Source organism: Psychrobacillus sp. NPDC096623 (genome assembly GCF_044762655.1).
In the GTDB taxonomy this organism is placed as follows: Bacteria; Bacillota; Bacilli; order Bacillales_A; family Planococcaceae; genus Psychrobacillus.
The window spans coordinates 531,106-549,916 of sequence record NZ_JBIWER010000002.1; the positions used below are offsets into that span (position 1 = coordinate 531,106).

Sequence of the window (18,811 nt, forward strand, 5' to 3'; positions counted from 1 at the left end):
CTTTTTTTATACCTATTAGTAAGGGGTGTTCGTTTGAAAGATCTTGCGATGTTATTGAAACTGACCTTGTATAACAAAACATTTATGTGGTTGTTGTTCATTGTAAATCTACTTGGCACCATCTACGGTTACTATTGGTACAAAGGACAGTTATCACAAACAGACACAAAATTTCTACTATTCGTACCAGACAGCCCAACAGCAAGTTTGTTTTTCACAATTGCATTATTTGCTTGGCTGTTAAAGAAAAATTGGAAGTTAATCGAAGCTCTAGCGTTAATTACACTTGTAAAATATGGATTGTGGGCAGTAGTAATGAATATTTGGACATATGTGGAAAATGATTATCTCGGATGGATGGGTTGGATGTTGGTAGCATCGCATTTTGCAATGGCTGTTCAGGCTATATTATACATACCTTATTACCGATTTAATTGGATCCATATCATTATTGCTTCCATATGGACACTGCATAATGATGTGATCGATTATGTATTTGATCAAATGCCAACGTATAGAAGTTTATACAAATATGCAGATCAAATTGGTTACTTTACATTTTGGCTATCAATTGCTTGTATTTTACTTGCTATCTTTATTTATCAAAAAAGGTCAAAGCTTATCAGTTGAATGTATCCACTATTCCCATTAAAATAAATAGTATAGATTAGAGAGGGGGAAAAGAAATTTGGCTTCTTATCTCGTATACTTCGCGATAATTTTGTTATTGCCTTTGTATGCACAAATGAAAGTGAAGAGAACATATAAAAAGTATTCAAAAGTTCGTTCTACTTCTGGTATGACAGGTGCTCAAGTGGCAAGAACTATTTTAGATGCTAATGGACTATCGGATGTTCAAGTAGTAGAGAGCAGAGGATTTTTAAGCGATCACTACAATCCAATGACGAAAATAGTGGCTTTGTCCTCACATAACTTTCATGAAGCTTCTGTTGCAGGATCTGCGATTGCAGCACATGAAGTCGGACATGCTATTCAACACAAAGAATCGTATTCGTTTTTAAACTTGCGTCATAAACTAGTGCCAGTTGCTAATATTTCATCTAATGCTTCTTGGATTTTCATCATGATTGGACTGCTAGCTAGCTTTTCTAATTTACTTCTAATAGGAATTGTTCTGTTAGCAGCAGGAGTTGTATTCCAAATTGTTACGTTACCCGTGGAATTTAACGCTTCAAACCGCGCGATGAACCAAATGGTATCGCTTGGTGTAATTCGCAATGAGGAAGAACGTCACGCGAAAAAAGTATTAAGTGCTGCTGCATTAACATATGTAGCTGCAGCCGCAGTAGCTGTTCTAGAATTATTACGTTTAGTATTAATCTATACAGGAATGACTCGCAACGATTAAAAAATTGAAAAATGGAGAGCGATGACATAAGTCATTGCTCTCCAGTTTTGTTTCAATAGTGAAATTTAATGGATAAATTTCTCGTTTCGCAAGTAAAACATTGAATAGTGAGATTTAAAAGAAGTAGTACCGCGAGTAACCCTAAGAAAACGCTAGTATGGACCAAATGAGCGCTAGTTAAAGGCTTTTGAACGCTAATATATGATTGAATATTGAAATCTCCTTTGCTATTATAAATAACTATATATTAGTAAATAACCTGTTTAGAAGTTGACTTGTATCTTTATTCATCTTTTTCGGTCCTATAGTATTAGCTCTTTTCAAATTGTAAAATTATATCTAATAACTTATTGATTGGATTGATAAAATCAAAAAGGGATTATACAAGTATCATAACTGAACAATCCCATCTAACTAATCTATCGGGTTTTTCTCATCATCTAACGTGAAACCTTCACCCATTACATCCTTTACTTCCGTTATAGATACAAATGCATGCGGATCAACGGAGCTAATAACCGTTTTCAAAGCGCTAAGCTGGTTTTTTGCCACGACACAATAGATTACTTCCCGACTATTTTTTGTAAAATGTCCATGTCCATTTAATATAGTCACACCGCGCGATAACTTATTCGTAATAATATCTGCAATCTCATTTTGTCTCTCGGAAATGATAAATGCGCCTCTGGCAGAATAAGCACCTTCCTGTACAAAGTCGATAACCCTTGCTCCCACATATACCGCTACAAGTGTATACATCATGGAACGCTCGTTTAGGAAGGTTGTCCATGATAATAATATGACAAATGCATCAAAGATAAACATTGTTTTCCCCATACTCCAGCCCTTGTATTTAAATACAAGACGGGCAATGATATCTACGCCCCCAGTAGTGCCTCCATACTTGAAAATAATTCCTAAGCCTAAACCTACGAACACACCAGCAAATAGGGATACTAGAAACAGGTCGTCTTCTAACCCTAACTGAAACTCATAAATATTAAACAACTTTAGAAATACTGATACTGAAACTGTTCCGATCAGTGTATAGGCAAACATTTTTCGACCAAGTAGCTTCCACCCAATGATGAACATTGGTATATTTAACAGAAGATTCATCAAGGCTACATCCCAGTTAAATACAAAATATAAAACGAGGGTAATACCAGAAAATCCACCTTCTCCAAGTTCATTTTGCATATTAAAATGAACAAAGCCAAAACTATAGATGGCTGCACCGAAAATTATCATGACAATATTTTTAAATTTAAGTCCAAGTCCCATTGTTCCACCCCACTTATTAGTTCATACTTAAGTTATTATCAATTATTTTGATGGCTTTGACAACTAGAGGATAAATTTATTACGATGGAAAAGGAGAGATTATATTTTGACAGATAAAAAAAGTTTATTTGAACTACAACAAAAAGTAGATTTATACATAAATCAATATAGAGAAGGTTACTTTCCTCCCCTAGAGCTATTAGCAAGACTAACAGAAGAATTGGGAGAGCTTTCTAGAGAGATTCAACATAAGTATGGTACAAAGAAGAAAAAAGATACAGAAGTAGAAAAAGAGATAGCTGATGAACTGGGAGATTTCTTTTTCGTTTTAATCTGCTTAGCAAATGCGGAAGGTATTGATCTGCAAAAGTCATTGGAACAAGTTTTGAATAAATACAATACACGAGACAAAGATAGATGGACAAAGAAGGAGGAATAATAATGGTTATAAAAGTAGCAGTTGCTGGGCCAAGAGGTAAAATGGGAAGAGAGGCAGTAGCAACGGTCATTAACAACAAAGATTTTTTATTGGTAGCAGTTTTAGATTCGAAGAAAGAAATGGAGTGCCTAGGTGATAAAATTCCTATCTTCACTTCTTTAAACTTATTAATAGAGCAAACTGAACCTGATGTATTGGTTGATCTTACAGTACCTTCAGCCGTATTTGAGCATGCAATGACTGCATTGGAATTTGGGGTAAGACCTGTGATTGGAACTACAGGCTTTACTGATTTACAATTAGATACATTACGCAACAAAGTAGAAGAAAAACAAGTAGGTTGTATTATCGCGCCTAATTTTTCGATTGGTGCAGTCCTTATGATGAAGTTTGCACAAACAGCAGCAAAATATTTACCAAATGTGGAGATTATCGAAATGCATCACGATCAAAAGGTAGATGCACCTTCAGGAACAGCTATAAAGACGGCTCAAATGATTCAGCAAACACGCGACTCGATGAAGCAAGGTCATCCGAGTGAGGAAGAAACTATTCAAGGGGCAAGAGGAGCAAATATGGATGGCATGCATATTCATAGTGTCCGTTTACCTGGTTTAGTTGCTCATCAGCAGGTAATGCTAGGTGGAGAAGGACAATTGCTTACGCTTCGTCATGACTCCTTTGATCGCGCTTCCTTTATGTCTGGAATTGTACTGTCTATTGAGGAAGTCATGAAACGTAATGTACTGACTTACGGTTTAGAGGATATTATATTATAGGAGGTAAAAAATGAGAATTGCATTAGTTGCACATGACCAGAAAAAAGAAGATTTAATACAGTTCGTAACTGCCTTTAAATCAATATTAGAGGATCACGAATTATTTGCTACTGGAACAACAGGAACTAGAATTATCGATGAAGTCGGCTTAGATGTATTTAGATATAAGTCAGGACCACTAGGCGGAGACCAACAAATAGGCTCTGCAATTGCCAATAACGAAATGGATATGGTTATATTTTTCCGTGATCCACTTACTGCCCAGCCACATGAGCCGGATGTAACTGCGCTCATTCGACTTTGTGATGTATATCAGATTCCGCTTGCAACTAATATGGGAACAGCTGAAATTTTGTTAAAAGGTATTGAAGAAGGATTTTTAGATTGGCGTTTATTGGAAGAGAGACGTTCACGTTAGGAAGTGGTTAAATGCGTAAATTGAAAATAGGTATTACTTGCTATCCAACAGTTGGAGGATCAGGAGTAATTGCAACAGAACTTGGGAAAATGCTTGCAGCAAAAGGGCATGAAATACATTTCATCACTTCAGGAATCCCTTTCCGATTAAATAAAATATATCCAACAATCACATTTCACCAAGTCGAAGTGAATAGTTATTCTGTTTTTCAATATGCTCCATATGACATTGCACTTGCCAATAAAATGGCTGAGGTAATTGTAGACCAACAATTAGATGTATTGCATGTCCATTATGCAATACCTCATGCAGTGTGTGCTATTTTAGCTAAAGATATAGCTAATTCAGATATTGGTATTGTGACAACTTTACATGGCACAGATATTACAGTATTAGGCTATGACTCTTCCCTAAAAGGTGCTATCAAATACGGAATAGAGAAATCAGATATCGTTACAGCGGTATCTAACTCTCTTGCCCAAGAAACGATGGATTTAATAGCACCAGATAAAGATATTGAGACGATATATAATTTTATAGATGAACGAGAATACACCAAAAAGGATTCAGGTAACCTAAAAGAACTATTAGGGATAAAACCACATGAAAAAGTAGTTATTCATGTTTCTAACTTTAGAAAAGTGAAGCATGTACCGGATATAGTAAACAGCTTTAAATTAATTCATGATGAAGTTCCTTCTAAGCTGCTGTTGGTCGGGGATGGCCCTGAAAAACATCCTGTGATGGAATCTATTAAAGGCACTTCCATCGAAAACGAAGTGTTGTTTTTAGGGAAACAGGAAAGTTTATCGGAGCTTTATGCAGTAGCAGATCTTATGTTGTTGCTTTCTGAAAAAGAGTCTTTTGGTCTTGTGTTACTGGAAGCAATGGCTTGTGGAGTACCCTGCATCGGGACGAATGTAGGAGGAATTCCCGAAGTAATTACGAATGGTGAAAACGGCTATATCGTTGAATTAGGCGATTTTGAGAAAGTAGCGGAATATGGTTTGAAAATTTTACAAAACCCGACATTACATAAACAAATAGTAGATAGATCAATTGAGATTGTTCAGGATCGTTTTAATTCAAAAAGCATTGTTGAACAATACGAAGCGATGTATGAAAGAGTGGCGAGAAAATAGCGTTATGAAAAATCGGTGGCCAGCAGCTTATAAAATAATAGATGAACTGGAACGAGCAGGTTTCGAGGCATTTGTAGTCGGAGGGGCTGTCCGAGACTTTGTACGTAACGCACCTGTGAATGATGTGGATATAACCACGAATGCTACGCCAATAGAAGTCAAAGCAATATTTCCTCACACAATTGATGTAGGGATAGAACATGGTACTGTATTAGTTGTATCGGATGAGTCTATTGAGGTAACTACGTATCGTTCGGAATCGACTTACTCAGATTTTAGAAGACCAGATGAGGTTACATTCGTGCGTACTTTAAAAGAGGACTTACAAAGACGAGATTTTACGATAAATGCAATGGCATTAACAAAAGAGGATGAGCTGGTAGATTATTTCGGAGGAAGACAAGCTATCGAAAAAGGAATCATTCAGGCTGTAGGAAATCCTCAGCTTAGATTCTCAGAAGATGCACTACGAATGTTACGAGCGATACGTTTTTCGGCACAATTGAATTTCTCTCTTGAGCCAAATACATTGGATGCAATTCGTGCGTTGCATGCACATATCGCACATGTTTCCATCGAAAGAGTGAAAGTCGAGATGGAGAAAATATGGTTAAGTGATTTTCCCTTTAAAGGGATGGAATTATTTGTAGACAGTGGGTTATCAAGTAATTTTCCAGGTGACTGGGAAGGCAGACTTAAAAGTTGGGCTGACTTTTGTAGCTTTAACGTGAAAGCAAATGGATGGGCATACTTTACTCTTTTGCAGAGTGATGTGAAGGTTAATGAACTGTTAAATTATTATAAATGCTCAAATGAAGAGAAAAGACATGTGAAAAACGTTTTAGAAGCAGTGCATAGTTTAGCAAAAGGCACTTGGACAACTGATGAATTATTTCAGTTTAGTGAGGATGTATTATCGGTTGCATACTTTTTTGGGAATTCGGTTCTTTCAAAGGAAATAACCGAACCATTTGAGCTATTATTAAAACGAAAACGTTCCATTCCAATTGCCTCCAAAAAAGATATGGTAGTCAATGGAAATGACCTCATGGAATGGGCAAACGATAAAAGAGGCCCGTGGATAAAAGAAGTGTTAGATAGATTAACGAGCATGATTGTAAATGGTCATATTAAAAATGACAGACAAGAAATAAAGGGATGGTTTTCGCATGAATATCTCCATTAAAGAAAAAATTCTTTCTACTCTATTAAATGCAAACGGGGAACCTGTTTCCGGACAGAAGCTTGCAGATGAATTGGAAATTTCACGAACAATGATCTGGAAGCATTTGAAAAGTATTGAAGAGGATGGCTACGTAATTGAAGCCATCAAAAAGAAAGGCTATATTTTACAGTCTATACCTGATTTAGTTTCTCCTGCGCAAGTTATTCCTAAGCTAAGCACAAAGTATTTAGGAAGAAATATGGATTATTATACAACTTGCGAATCTACACAAGTTATAGCGGCAAATAAAGCACGGGAAGACGCTCCTCATGGAACAGTTATTATTGCTGAGGAACAAACTGCTGGAAAAGGAAGATTAGAAAGAAGCTGGGATTCTAGTGCAAACAAAGGCATATGGATGAGTGTCATTATTCGTCCAAAAATTAGTCCGGAGTTTGCTGCACCATTCACACTTGTTTCTGCTGTCGCTATCACTCAAGCAATTCAAGAGGTGACTAATCTTGCTCCTCAGATTAAATGGCCAAATGATATCCTTATTAATGGAAAAAAAGTTACAGGAATTTTGACTGAGTTACAGGCTGAGATGGATATCGTCCATTCCATTATTATAGGTATCGGTGTCAATGTAAATCAGGAATTGAGTACATTTGACGAATCGATTCAATCAATTGCGACGTCACTGAAAATAGAAACGGGGGAAGAGATAGATCGTTCCTTGTTAGTAGCTAAAATCCTTTATTATTTGGAGAAGTATGGAGATTTGTACGTAGAAAAAGGCTTTAAACCTATTAAAATTCTTTGGGAAAGTCATAACTGCACAATTGGCAAACGCATACGTGCCACTATGTTGCGAGAAACCATTGAAGGTGTTGCCTTAGGTATTACGAATGATGGAGTTTTAGAACTAAAACTAGACAGTGGTGAAATTCGTGGTGTATATTCCGCAGATATTCATTTACTGGAAAGAAGTTAATTTGGACGAATATCATTTTTTTTGTTATTCTGTATGTGTTGGGCAGTATCTTATTCGAACTGCACCTTTAGAAAAAAGTTTGTTTAACTAAATAGTCTGCCTTGATCTACATGACAGGGACGGAGAAAACCTATGAACATAATTTTTCTGCCCTTCTGTCCAAATTGGAATAGGAGGGTTTTTATATGGTTTTCTCTTCACTACAAATGGAGGGATAATAGTATGAAAACAACGAGTAACTTTATTAGTATGAAAAAAAACAATGAGAAAATTACGATGATGACAGCTTACGATTTTCCAACGGCAAAATTTGCAGAAGATGGAGGAATGGATATGATTCTAGTCGGAGATTCACTAGGGATGGTAGTGCTCGGCTATGATTCTACTGTACTCGTAACAATGGATGATATGATTCATCATGGTAAAGCTGTTAGACGTGGCGCCAAGGATACTTTCCTGGTAGTTGATATGCCTTTTGGAACATTTCATGGTTCTCTAGATCAAGCGCTTACAAATGCGGTTCAATTACTGCAGCAAACAGGTGCACAGGCTGTGAAACTAGAAGGTGCGGATGCTGTTTTACCCGTCATAGAAAAATTGACTTTTGCAGGAATTCCAGTTGTCGCCCATCTTGGTTTATTACCTCAATCTGCTGGCGTATTAGGTGGCTATAAAGTACAAGGTAAAACTGCCGCAGCAGCAGAAAAGTTAATAGAAGATGCTAAATTATGTGAGGAAGCAGGGGCTTGTGCGGTCGTTTTAGAATGTATTCCACACCAGCTGACAGAAACAATTTCTAAATCTCTTACAATCCCTACAATAGGAATTGGAGCGGGTGCCGCAGCAGACGGTCAAGTATTGGTGTTCCATGATATGGTGAAGTACGGTACACATCATATTCCTAAATTTGTTAAGGAATTTGCAAATGTAGGGGAACCGATTCTGGCAGGTATCAAGCAATATGTAGATGAAGTAAAAAATGGTACTTTCCCAACATTGGATCATTCCTTTACGATGAAGGAAGAACAACTTTCACAACTATATGGAGGCAATCATGCAAACAGTACAAACGATCAATGAGCTAAAACAAATAATTGCTATAAATAAAGATAAAACAATTGGTTTTGTTCCCACGATGGGTTATTTACACGAAGGTCATCTGGCACTGTTAAACAAATCAAGAAGTGAAAATGATTTAGTAGTGGCGAGTATTTTCGTCAATCCTGCCCAATTTGGACCAAATGAAGACTTAGATCGCTACCCAAGAGATATCAAAAGAGATACACAGCTAGCGACGAGTGCCGGTGTAGATATATTATTCATACCAACACCAGAAGAGATGTATCCATTTGAAAGTAGTATCTCAATTACAGTAGGAGAGCTTTCGAAAAAGCTATGTGGTGAGAGCAGACCTGGTCATTTTGATGGAGTTCTTAAAGTAATCACTAAATTATTTCATCTCGTTCAGCCAACGAAGGCATATTTTGGACAAAAGGATGCACAGCAGTTAGCGATTATTGAGACATTTGTGAAAGCGTATAACTTTCCTGTTGAAATAGTTCGAGTACAGACAGTGAGAGAATCAGACGGCCTTGCTAAAAGTTCTCGTAATGTATTTTTAAGTGAACAGGAACGTGCAGAGGCTATTCATTTGTATAAAGCTTTGCAGTTAGCGACTATTACATGGGAAGAAACAAATGATTTAACAGTAGCAATAGTTAAAGGAAAAGAGCATATTGAACGTAATACGTCTGGTAAAATCGATTATTTTGAAGCGTTATCGTATCCTTCGTTGCAGCCAGTGTCGGATGATACAAAGGAAGTTTTGTTTGCCACAGCTGTATTTTTTGAGAAAGCTCGTTTAATAGATAATATTTTAATCTAATATATAAGTTAAAGGATGTGTAACACATGTTACGAATGATGTTAAATGGTAAAATTCACCGCGCAGTTGTCACGGAAGCGGATTTAAATTATGTAGGAAGTATTACAATTGACCAGAATATATTAGATGCTGTGGGAATGCTTCCAAATGAAAAAGTGCATATCGTTAATAATAATAACGGTGCCCGTTTCGAAACATATATCATCTCTGGTGAACGTGGAAGTGGAGTGATTTGTGTAAACGGAGCAGCAGCACGCTTAGTGCAACGTGGGGATGTAGTGATAATTCTTTCGTATGCTTATGTGATGAATGAAGAAGCACAATCACATAAGCCAACAGTTGCGATTATGAACCAAGATAATACTATTGATCAAATTATTCATTACGAACCAGAAGCTACAGTTATGTAATGGAGAAAAATTAAGCCTGCCTTTGAAGAGTCTGAATATGACTTCAAAGTTAGGCTTTTTAAATATGTGTGAGTTTCCTTACACAAGTCAGAACTTAACGATAGCTAGGTAACTTTTTAGTAACTAGGAGAGTAAGGTAGAGGTTAACTGATCAAAAGAGAAGGGTTATTGGCTATTTTTATAGAACTCATAGTACTAATAAAGAAGTTTTATCTCAAAATGAGATAACTGATAGGGGAGTTAGTTATGATGAGGAAAGCATTGGCAATATTAGTTATGCTACTGTTGATCTCTGGGTGTGGTCAAAAAAGCCTTAACAAACAGCATGAGCTATATCTATCTAAAAAAGGCTGGGAAATAAAAGAGCTTTTAGAAGTTGATACACATCAATTAGAGATTCCTGATGAAATGCTTAGTAATTATGAAGCTAGTGGTATTACCTTCTTAGGAAAATATATTGGAAAAGAAGTGACGGAATATTCTTATAAGCTAAAGGAGAAAGATGTAGAAGGCAAACCTATTGAAGTATCATTATTCGAAGTAGATGAAGATATTATTGGGGGATATGGCATTCTTTCGAGTTGGGAGCCTGGTAGATTTAACTTGGACGATAAAGAGCGTTTGAAAACAGAACATATGATTAAAAAGTAATACTGGTATTAAGTATGTTAAGCGTTATAAATGTACAGGAAAACTCATTAAAGACAGAATGCAGGCTGATCGTGACGTTAGTCATGACCTGCCTCTAGCAAAAATACTGTCTAAAGCACTTTGAAAACGATAGAAGATATAATGTTGTACTTCCGAAACTTTGAAGTTTTTTTATAAGTCTATGATTAAATTTCTTCTTGGAAATAGATTTTATAAAACTTTCTATGTGTTAATTCATCATAGCCAACCTCGATAAGCTTATCCACTTGTTCAATGTCCCGTACATTCACTTGAATCTCAATATTGGAATCTAGCTTTATTTTACGTTTATACGTTTTTTCTACCTTTGCTATAGCGCTCTCCGAAATGACCGTTTCATAAGGTTTTACTGATTGGACGATAATGTCTTTTTGGACTGGATCGGTTTTGTCAAAGACTGTATCAATATAGTTATCTACCTGAAATTCTTCTTCATTTCTAAAATAATCAAGTGTTTTGTTTAAAAAACCTAATTTTTCGGTATTAGTGTAACTTTCTTCTTTAATAATATATTTTTTACACTCTGTTAACGCTAAGTTCGTTTTATGATAATGTTCATCAGCTACTTTAATCTTTAGAAAACGCTCTTGCCAATAAACAACATCCTCTTTTTTCTTCGTTTTCATAAAGACAGCAGGTGCTACGTCTGGTCCAATATCTACGAAGACTGCTATATTATTGATTTTTTTTACATTAATACCATCGACGCCACTCACAATCATTTTGTTTTGCTCGTTTTTCACGTCTAGAAACATTTCTTTTTCATCTATCTTCACAATGGCTAATGCCTTTTTTACTTCTGAATGCCATAAGCAATTATCAAATAATCCTATAAACAATTCGCCATTTTTAATATTAGGATGTTGGGATACACTTTTTAAATGAGTTGCAATATGTTTTGATTGTTCAAGAAAACTGCTGTTCTGATCAAAAATTGAATTTACATATGTATATAATTCATTTAACTCAATGTCTGTTTCATGAAAAAATTCAAATTGCTGCTCCAGATCAATTCTATTGAATGCTAATTGTGTAAAGGCTGCTTCTAGCATAACCTCTGGCCGGGAGAGTGCCTGATCTCCAAACACAAGTGTATCGCCTACATAATGTACGACATACTGTGCTAATTTACTTTCACTTACTTCTAGCATGGTCTTCACCTTCTAATCTTTAGTTGTAGATAATTTACCATATCATACTCCGCATAATATTATCATACATTTAAGCTTTAATTAAATAGCTTAGCAAATGGGTAGTATATCCAAAAGGATTAACGCTCTATTACTACTTAAATGTAAAGTTTGATTAAATTAATTAATTGTTACATTAAAAGGTGTATATGGTAACATTTAAATAGGGAATTATTTACTTTTAGGGGGATTGGATAATGAAAAGAAAGACTCGTACAATTATTACACTATTATGCAGTTTACTTATTTTTGCAATAGGTATGTTTAGAATACTTCTCTTCAACATCTTTGTTTGTAGCATATATTTTAGCAATTACTGGGTTAATTGGAGTTATAGCAAATGCTTTATTACTAAAAAAGTTACAAACTAGTTAACCAAACGAGTAAAGTGATTCAAATTCGGAATCGCTTTTATATTTTCAATGTAAGCAAGATATGCCTCATTGACAAGAAATCTAATATATATGGTTCAGTTCCTAAATCCACCAAGAAATCTAGTAGAGATGAGGAAGTTTAACATTTTTTTTTGCATTTGCTCTTATCAGCAAATATTGCGATAAAGGCACCGGACAAAACAGTCATCCATAATTGTTGTTGCACTATAGAAGGGGCTGTACCAAAAGTCAATGTTGACAGTGGTACCGCCCTAGTTTGTTATAGTTTATCCCGTTCGTATGCTAGCTTGTTTCGTTCAGGATGATTTTTCCTTACTAGCTTCTAAAGATACTGTTTTCTTGCTCCCCATTAGATACAATAACAAAATAATAATCATAAAAGCTGCAGAATAACTAAAAGTCATGCCGTACCCAACCCTTTTTGCTAAGAATCCAAGCCCTACGGATCCAATGGCCAAACCAAAATCAATAAAAATAAGAAGCATCGAATTGGCTGTTGCTTTTTTCTCGGGTGGAACAAGAGTTAATGCCCAAGCTTGAATAATTGGGTGAATTATGGCAAAAGCGATACCAAATAATACCCCAGAAACGAGAACCATCCACATACTCGTTGAGAAACCTAACAAGATTAATCCTACTGCCCCTGAAATGGCACCAGGAATGATAAGGATTCTGTGGCCAAATCTGTCGAAAATTTTACCAGAAAAAGCACGAACTAATAACATTGCAATTCCCTGTGCGATAAAAAATTGTGAAATACTTCCTCCAGCATTAATCTCTTTGCCAAATGGCCCCATAAAATTAACAGTACCTGCAATTGCCATATAATTGAATGCTACCAAAATACATGGTAGAAGGACACGCTTATCGTACATGTACTTATAGAACGGTTCTTTATTAGTAGATTGTGGACTTTCCTTTTCTTTTTTAACCGTATTTTTTGTAAAGAAGCTGCACAAAAATGAAAAAAACATAAGACCCAAAGTTATCATCATCATCGATCGGAATGAATAATTTGCGAGATAAGAAATAGCGATTAATGGCCCAAGTGTCGTCCCAACGCTTGTAGACATAGCGAAATAGACAATGCCCTCACCTAGCCGTGATTTAGGAACAATATTACTTGAGATCGTAAAGACTAAAATCGTAAGCATACTAAATCCAATACCTTGTAGTGCTCGAATGAATATTAAAAACCCAATGGATTCGTCTACAAGAGTAAGACCTATTGTACCCATAAAATAAATCAGTGAAATGATGAGGAGCAATTTCATATTAACTTTTTGGATAATAACACTCGCAAAGAAGCGAGTAATTAGTGACGCTGTCATTAAGGTCGTTGTCATGATTCCTGCAATCGCAGGATTATCACTTATTGTAGATACAAAAATAGGGAATCCCGCCGTGATCATATAAAAAGAAGCGAACATTACTAGCGACAGTAATATAATGATTAAATATTGGTTTGTCCATAGTTTAACTTTTTCTTTACCCATGGTATATAAGACCAACTTTCAATAATAGCGATGATTTATACGTGAAATTTGCATTTAATTCATGACAAATTTATTCTTCCCATATTTTTAATAAATATTTAGAGCTGTTTTCAATAAATATAATTAATAATACCTTCGTAGAAGATACACCTTAGTTAGATTTCGGGGGTTGTTTGGCATGAATGAAGAAATAGAATACTCTAGTGTTTATGAATATTCATATATTAAAAGGTATTGCAATAAGAGAAATGGTAAATGAGGAACATAATAAATAAGTTAATAGGTATTATGCATACTAGAAAGTGTGTTCAAAAGATTAAGTATTGAACAAAACTATGAAAATACTCACGTGCAAATCGTATTGAAGAAAAAGTAATGGAAGAATGGAAAGAAATGATTCTTGCTGAAGATGTAATTCCAATTGGAAGTAAAATTTACTTAGAGAAGCTTTACTTCTAAAAAGGAGTAAAGCCTTTTCCTTATTAACCATATAAAATGTATAATACTTTTTAAAACTATTATAGCAAAAGCCCACCCCGTAGCATGCGATGATAAAGATATATCTTTCATCGATTCACTTATGCTAACTGAATTGTATGCAGCTCTTTTTTGTTTTACTTTTTTTCTGAATCGGCTACTTTTTCATGAATTTCTCCTTCAATTGCTTGCACTTGTTCATTTTCATGCTCTTGGTGAGGTTGAGGATGGAACCACTGTATTTCCCCTTCATGGACAAAGCCTTTATATTCTTTACCTTGAATTTGAATTATAAATTGTTGACGTTCGTGCAATCTTCCTTCAAATGCTAGAGTAAGTTCGAGGTCTTTTCCATCTTTATTCGTTCCATTTTCGTTCATAAGTTTATAGATACTTTTTTCTAAAGTATCTGTTTTATCGTCACCGATCATTTGTCTCGGATGTGGTTGAAGCCATTGAATTTCCTCATTGTGAAAATGACCCTTAAATTCCTCACCTCTAATATTAACTGTGAATTCGTATCGTTCATAAAGTCGTTCCTCAAATACAGGTTCTACTCCAAACTTTTCTAGTTCGTTTTCGAAATACATTATTTCACTCCTTTTAGAAATATTTCTCTTGGAGTATTTCCCAGGTTTAATAGTAAATATTCAGCTTTTCTAATAATAGGACGTAATTAAATTCAATTGCTTATATAAGGTCCGGTTGTAGTAACACCATCCTTCCACATAAAATTTTTTCCAATAGTATAGCGTTTTTTCTTAATCGGAGTATGCTTTTATCTTAGCTTGATGGGTAAGAGAAGCTGCCCCAATATCCTAGAAGCACCTTCAAAGTTAAAGGTTTGGCATTAGTTTTCGGGCAAATAAAAACAGCCATGTGCTTAGGACGAACGGCATAGTTAGGGGCGGCAGGCCATAGGGCAGTAAAAAGCTATCTAGACTAGCGGTGATCAGTACGGATATTACCGCTGCAAGCAGACCAGAAAAAGGGATCAACTTCTTTTTGTTATGAAAAACGTCTGAAACGGCAAAAATAGTTAATATAGCATTATATCCGTATAATCCAGAACTCAATAAAGGGCGTTCGCTACCTAGATAATAAGCTGCCAGCAAGGAAATAATGGTTGCGTATATAGCTAGCATACCGAGACGTCTGCTAGCAAAGAAAATGCCGGCTAAAATGATCAGACCGCTCCAAATATTATCAAGGAAATAAATTTGTCCAATACTTTTCGTAAACCCACTTATAAAATCAATGGGTCCAGAGATATCCAAATGCCAATAAGCCAGGCCCTGCGGAACGAGAGAATTGATCGCTTCGAAAAACTGTAAACGATGTGAAGCTGTTAGTAAAAACCATGTCAAAATGATGTAAGGGAAGGTAAGCGAAGGGACATCAAATGGTTTTGTTAAGTGCATCATACCTGCAGTGAAAATGGCGGCGATCACGGCACTGAACAAAGCAATCATCCATCGCTGATTTCCTTCTAAAAAAAGCACCGTCGCTAAACCGGAGAGAGTAGAGTTGAAGCTGAATAAACCTTGAGAAATCAGTTTTTCGTCGGCCCCTCCTATTTTTGCGGTTACTGTACCAATTAACGAGGAAATGAAAGTTATAATGCTTAATGGGACAGAATAGATAGAAATGGCTACGAGCACAATAAGACCAGTGATGGCATTTTCAATTAATAGAACTTGCGAGATCCCTTTTAGTGAAGCGGAAAACATAGTAAGTGTATTGTTTGAACCTTGATGTTTTTGCATAAATAACTCCTTTAATAAATTTCATAAATAGCAGAGAATAAATAACCCAATCGTACCTTACGTGGAGAGGTGGCATGTTTGCCTCAGGTGAGGGGATTGTGTTTTTCTATTCTGTTATCGCTAGGTTACTTTTCACTCGAATTCGCATGATATCATGATGATTTCTTTACGTGCTTTTCCTTCTATCATTGTTAGTAACATCTCCATATTTCTTATACAACTGCCCATATAATTTCAAATGAATATGGAATTTGCACACGCAAAAACACCTTCGATTTAATACCTTTTTAAAGTATGCCCATATCGAAGGTGTTTTATTTCATCTATTCTTTTAGGTTTGTCTTATAGTCGATTTAAACTAAATCATACATGGTTTAACTGTGAATTTTCGTTTTAAGCTATGAATTTGTTTATACAACTAGTACTTTAATAAATTTTAATAAGAATAAAAATTCATGTATAAAAATTGGTGAAAATAGAAATTGATATATGAGCTTACCATATTTTTTAGCGAAAAAGAAATCCAAGAAATTTATTGTTTAATGGAGGAATGTGTATGCGTTTGTTGCCTAGAGAACAAGAAAAATTATTAATTGTTGTGGCAGCTGATTTGGCAAGGCGTCGAAAAGAACGAGGATTAAAGCTGAATCACCCGGAATCTGTTGCATTGATCACGCATGAAATTTTAGAAGGTGCTCGTGATGGTAAAACTGTTGCCGAGTTAATGGAATACGGTGCAACCATTTTGACGGTCGACAATGTCATGGAAGGCGTAGCCGAACTGATTCATGATGTGCAAGTAGAAGCAACGTTTCCAGATGGGGTAAAACTCGTAACAGTCCACGTACCAATAAGATAAGGAGGAATTTTGGCATGATACCTGGAGAATACATTTTAAAGTCTGATGATATTATTTGCAATGAAGGGCAGGAAACGAAAAAGATTTCCGTTTTAAATAAAGGAGACCGTCCCGTTCAGGTAGGATCCCATTTTCATTTTTATGAAATCAATACAAGCCTTGAATTTGATAGAGAAGCAGCCTTTGGATTTCGCTTAGATATACCAGCTGGTTCTGCAGTTCGTTTTGAACCAGGTGATAAAAAAGAAGTACAAGTGGTCGCATTCACTGGGGAAAGACGTGTATACGGTTTAAACAATAAAACAGAAGGATCATTAGAACGGGGGGAATAATAGATGAGCTTTCGTATGACAAGAAAACAATATTCTGATATGTATGGTCCAACAACTGGTGATGCCATTCGTTTGGCTGATACAGAGTTGTTTATTGAAATTGAAAAAGACTTTACACGTTACGGAGATGAAGTAGTTTTCGGTGGTGGAAAAGTGATCCGTGATGGAATGGGAAGTCACCCACTCGCTGTCCGTGCCGATAATGTTCCAGATCTTGTGATTACGAATGTTATTGTACTGGATTATACAGGTATTTATAAAGCAGATGTAGCTGTCCGTGACGGAAAGGTTTTTTCCATTGGTAAAGCAGGTAACCCTCTTTTAATGGATGGTGTGACCATTACAATCGCAGCATCTACGGAAATTATCGCCGGTGAAGGGAAGATTTTGACTGCTGGCGGAATCGATACGCATATTCATTTCATAAATCCTGCTCAAATAGAAACCGCATTAACTGCTGGTTTGACAACACTCATCGGCGGTGGGACAGGTCCTGCAGAAGGGTCGAAAGCAACAACTGTTACACCAGGAGAATGGAATATCCACCGTATGCTTGAAGCTGCCGAAGATATGCCGATTAACGTGGGATTTCTAGGAAAAGGCCACGCTGCTGCAGTGGAGCCGCTTGCGGAGCAAATTCTGGCTGGGGCTATTGGGCTGAAGGTCCATGAAGACTGGGGCGCAACACGTTCAGCGATTGATATGTCTTTAAAAGTAGCAGACGAATATGACGTTCAAGTCGCACTCCATTCCGATACATTGAATGAAGGTGGCTTTGCGGAAGACACAGCTGATGCCTTTAAAGGTCGCGTCATTCACACTTATCATACGGAAGGAGCAGGAGGCGGTCATGCTCCAGACATTATTAAATTAGCGAGCTACCCGAATGTGCTTCCATCTTCCACCAATCCGACACTTCCTTATACAGTGAATACAATTGATGAGCATCTCGATATGCTAATGGTGTGCCATCATTTAAGTCCGGATATTCCGGAAGATGTGGCTTTTGCTGATTCACGTATTAGAGGAGAAACAATTGCAGCAGAAGATATTTTACAGGATATGGGTGTGTTTAGTATGACGAGCTCCGACTCCCAGGCGATGGGCCGAATTGGAGAAGTCATATTACGAACATGGCAAACAGCCGATAAAATGAAAAAACAGCGGGGTAAACTTGAAGGGGACGAAGGTGTAGGCGATAACAATCGTATCAAGCGTTACGTTGCAAAATATACTATCAATCCGGCAATTACACACGGAATCTCTGATTACGTCGGTTCAATAGAAATCGGTAAATTTGCCGATCTTGTGTTATGGTCACCGCAATTTTTCGGAATGAAACCGAGCATGATTTTAAAGTGTGGACAAGTTGTTCAAAGTTTGATGGGAGATGCCAATGCATCCATACCGACCCCGGAGCCAGTTTTATACCGTCCTATGTATGGAACGATGGGGAAAGCAAAATATCTAAGCTCTATTACTTTCGTTTCAAAAGCAGCATACGATGATGGTGTTCATAAAAAATTAGGACTCCAAAAGACGGTCCTGCCGGTAAAAGGAATTCGATCATTGACGAAAAAAGACATGAAATTAAACGATGCCACACCCGAAATCAAGGTCGATCCCGAAACGTATGAAGTATTTGTGGATGGTGAGCATCTTACATGTGATCCTGTAGATGTGGTTCCGATGGGGCAGCGTTATTTTTTATTTTGAGGTGA

At 36.4% G+C, this 18,811-nt stretch carries 20 protein-coding genes; 15 read left to right on the forward strand and 5 right to left on the reverse strand.

The features are described from left to right. The first annotated feature begins 48 nt into the window (after nucleotides 1–48). Together lhaT and ACIQX2_RS07380 are read left to right on the forward strand one after the other, a co-directional pair. Complete coding sequence (gene lhaT, locus ACIQX2_RS07375; protein ID WP_402849135.1) at nucleotides 49–630, forward strand: lipoprotein heptaprenylglyceryl N-acetyltransferase LhaT; 582 nt, start codon at nucleotides 49–51, stop codon at nucleotides 628–630. Nucleotides 631–745: 115 nt separating this feature from the next. Next, entirely contained in the window at nucleotides 746–1,369 is a 624-nt protein-coding gene (locus tag ACIQX2_RS07380; protein ID WP_402849137.1) for a zinc metallopeptidase, read from the forward strand. Nucleotides 1,370–1,783: 414 nt separating this feature from the next. On the opposite strand, the gene ACIQX2_RS07385 is transcribed toward ACIQX2_RS07380, so the two are convergent. Further along, entirely contained in the window at nucleotides 1,784–2,653 is an 870-nt protein-coding gene (locus ACIQX2_RS07385; RefSeq protein ID WP_402848054.1) for a YitT family protein, read from the reverse strand. Between the two features lie 106 nt (nucleotides 2,654–2,759). Here ACIQX2_RS07385 and ACIQX2_RS07390 point away from each other — a divergent pair, with 106 nt between their 5' ends. From ACIQX2_RS07390 to ACIQX2_RS07435, 10 genes are all read left to right on the forward strand, one after another. After that, nucleotides 2,760–3,092 carry a nucleotide pyrophosphohydrolase gene (locus tag ACIQX2_RS07390; RefSeq protein WP_402848056.1) on the forward strand — a complete coding sequence of 111 codons (333 nt, stop codon included), beginning with the start codon at nucleotides 2,760–2,762 and terminating at the stop codon, nucleotides 3,090–3,092. 2 nt (nucleotides 3,093–3,094) lie between these two features. Continuing rightward, nucleotides 3,095–3,871, forward strand: a complete 777-nt coding sequence (gene dapB / locus ACIQX2_RS07395) for a 4-hydroxy-tetrahydrodipicolinate reductase (RefSeq protein WP_402848058.1) — start codon at nucleotides 3,095–3,097, stop codon at nucleotides 3,869–3,871. A gap of 10 nt (nucleotides 3,872–3,881) precedes the next feature. Further along, the gene (mgsA, locus tag ACIQX2_RS07400; protein WP_093060863.1) at nucleotides 3,882–4,289 is read left to right on the forward strand and encodes a methylglyoxal synthase; all 408 of its coding nucleotides are present in this window, start codon (nucleotides 3,882–3,884) and stop codon (nucleotides 4,287–4,289) included. Between the two features lie 11 nt (nucleotides 4,290–4,300). After that, nucleotides 4,301–5,431, forward strand: coding sequence for an N-acetyl-alpha-D-glucosaminyl L-malate synthase BshA (bshA, locus tag ACIQX2_RS07405; RefSeq protein WP_402848061.1), 1,131 nt, complete (start codon nucleotides 4,301–4,303; stop codon nucleotides 5,429–5,431). Continuing rightward, nucleotides 5,409–6,617, forward strand: a complete 1,209-nt coding sequence (locus ACIQX2_RS07410; protein ID WP_402848063.1) for a CCA tRNA nucleotidyltransferase — start codon at nucleotides 5,409–5,411, stop codon at nucleotides 6,615–6,617. The genes bshA and ACIQX2_RS07410 overlap by 23 nt, the downstream gene beginning before the upstream one ends. Then, nucleotides 6,601–7,590, forward strand: coding sequence for a biotin--[acetyl-CoA-carboxylase] ligase (locus ACIQX2_RS07415; protein ID WP_402848065.1), 990 nt, complete (start codon nucleotides 6,601–6,603; stop codon nucleotides 7,588–7,590). The genes ACIQX2_RS07410 and ACIQX2_RS07415 overlap by 17 nt, the downstream gene beginning before the upstream one ends. A 222-nt stretch (nucleotides 7,591–7,812) precedes the next feature. Then, nucleotides 7,813–8,670, forward strand: coding sequence for a 3-methyl-2-oxobutanoate hydroxymethyltransferase (gene panB, locus ACIQX2_RS07420; RefSeq protein WP_402848068.1), 858 nt, complete (start codon nucleotides 7,813–7,815; stop codon nucleotides 8,668–8,670). Next, nucleotides 8,645–9,475 carry a pantoate--beta-alanine ligase gene (gene panC, locus ACIQX2_RS07425; protein WP_402848070.1) on the forward strand — a complete coding sequence of 277 codons (831 nt, stop codon included), beginning with the start codon at nucleotides 8,645–8,647 and terminating at the stop codon, nucleotides 9,473–9,475. Before panB ends, panC begins: the two co-directional genes overlap by 26 nt. Before the next feature lie 26 nt (nucleotides 9,476–9,501). Continuing rightward, entirely contained in the window at nucleotides 9,502–9,885 is a 384-nt protein-coding gene (gene panD / locus ACIQX2_RS07430) for an aspartate 1-decarboxylase (protein ID WP_402848072.1), read from the forward strand. 246 nt (nucleotides 9,886–10,131) lie between these two features. Next, the gene (locus ACIQX2_RS07435) at nucleotides 10,132–10,536 is read left to right on the forward strand and encodes a DUF4830 domain-containing protein (RefSeq protein WP_402848074.1); all 405 of its coding nucleotides are present in this window, start codon (nucleotides 10,132–10,134) and stop codon (nucleotides 10,534–10,536) included. A 185-nt stretch (nucleotides 10,537–10,721) separates the two neighbouring features. On the opposite strand, the gene ACIQX2_RS07440 is transcribed toward ACIQX2_RS07435, so the two are convergent. The 4 genes from ACIQX2_RS07440 to ACIQX2_RS07455 all read right to left on the reverse strand — a co-directional run bounded on the left by ACIQX2_RS07440 (nucleotide 10,722) and on the right by ACIQX2_RS07455 (nucleotide 15,899). Next, entirely contained in the window at nucleotides 10,722–11,726 is a 1,005-nt protein-coding gene (locus ACIQX2_RS07440) for a nucleoid-associated protein (RefSeq protein ID WP_402848076.1), read from the reverse strand. Nucleotides 11,727–12,456: 730 nt separating this feature from the next. Further along, nucleotides 12,457–13,656 (reverse strand): MFS transporter, encoded by a 1,200-nt coding sequence (locus tag ACIQX2_RS07445; protein ID WP_402848078.1) that lies wholly within the window; start codon nucleotides 13,654–13,656, stop codon nucleotides 12,457–12,459. Between the two features lie 614 nt (nucleotides 13,657–14,270). Further along, nucleotides 14,271–14,723, reverse strand: a complete 453-nt coding sequence (locus ACIQX2_RS07450; protein ID WP_402848080.1) for a hypothetical protein — start codon at nucleotides 14,721–14,723, stop codon at nucleotides 14,271–14,273. Between the two features lie 246 nt (nucleotides 14,724–14,969). Next, a complete protein-coding gene (locus tag ACIQX2_RS07455; RefSeq protein ID WP_402848082.1) occupies nucleotides 14,970–15,899 on the reverse strand; it encodes an urea transporter in 930 nt (309 codons plus the stop codon). A gap of 556 nt (nucleotides 15,900–16,455) precedes the next feature. Between ACIQX2_RS07455 and ACIQX2_RS07460 the strand changes: the two genes are divergently transcribed. The 3 genes from ACIQX2_RS07460 to ureC are packed head-to-tail and all read left to right on the forward strand — an operon-like array spanning nucleotide 16,456 to nucleotide 18,806. Next, nucleotides 16,456–16,758: an urease subunit gamma gene (locus ACIQX2_RS07460; protein ID WP_402848084.1), complete on the forward strand. Its 303-nt coding sequence runs from the start codon at nucleotides 16,456–16,458 to the stop codon at nucleotides 16,756–16,758. A 14-nt stretch (nucleotides 16,759–16,772) separates the two neighbouring features. Then, nucleotides 16,773–17,090 (forward strand): urease subunit beta, encoded by a 318-nt coding sequence (locus ACIQX2_RS07465; RefSeq protein WP_402848086.1) that lies wholly within the window; start codon nucleotides 16,773–16,775, stop codon nucleotides 17,088–17,090. A 3-nt stretch (nucleotides 17,091–17,093) separates the two neighbouring features. Then, on the forward strand, nucleotides 17,094–18,806 hold the full coding sequence (gene ureC, locus ACIQX2_RS07470) for an urease subunit alpha (RefSeq protein ID WP_402848088.1): 1,713 nt from the start codon (nucleotides 17,094–17,096) through the stop codon (nucleotides 18,804–18,806). Nucleotides 18,807–18,811: the final 5 nt, after the last annotated feature.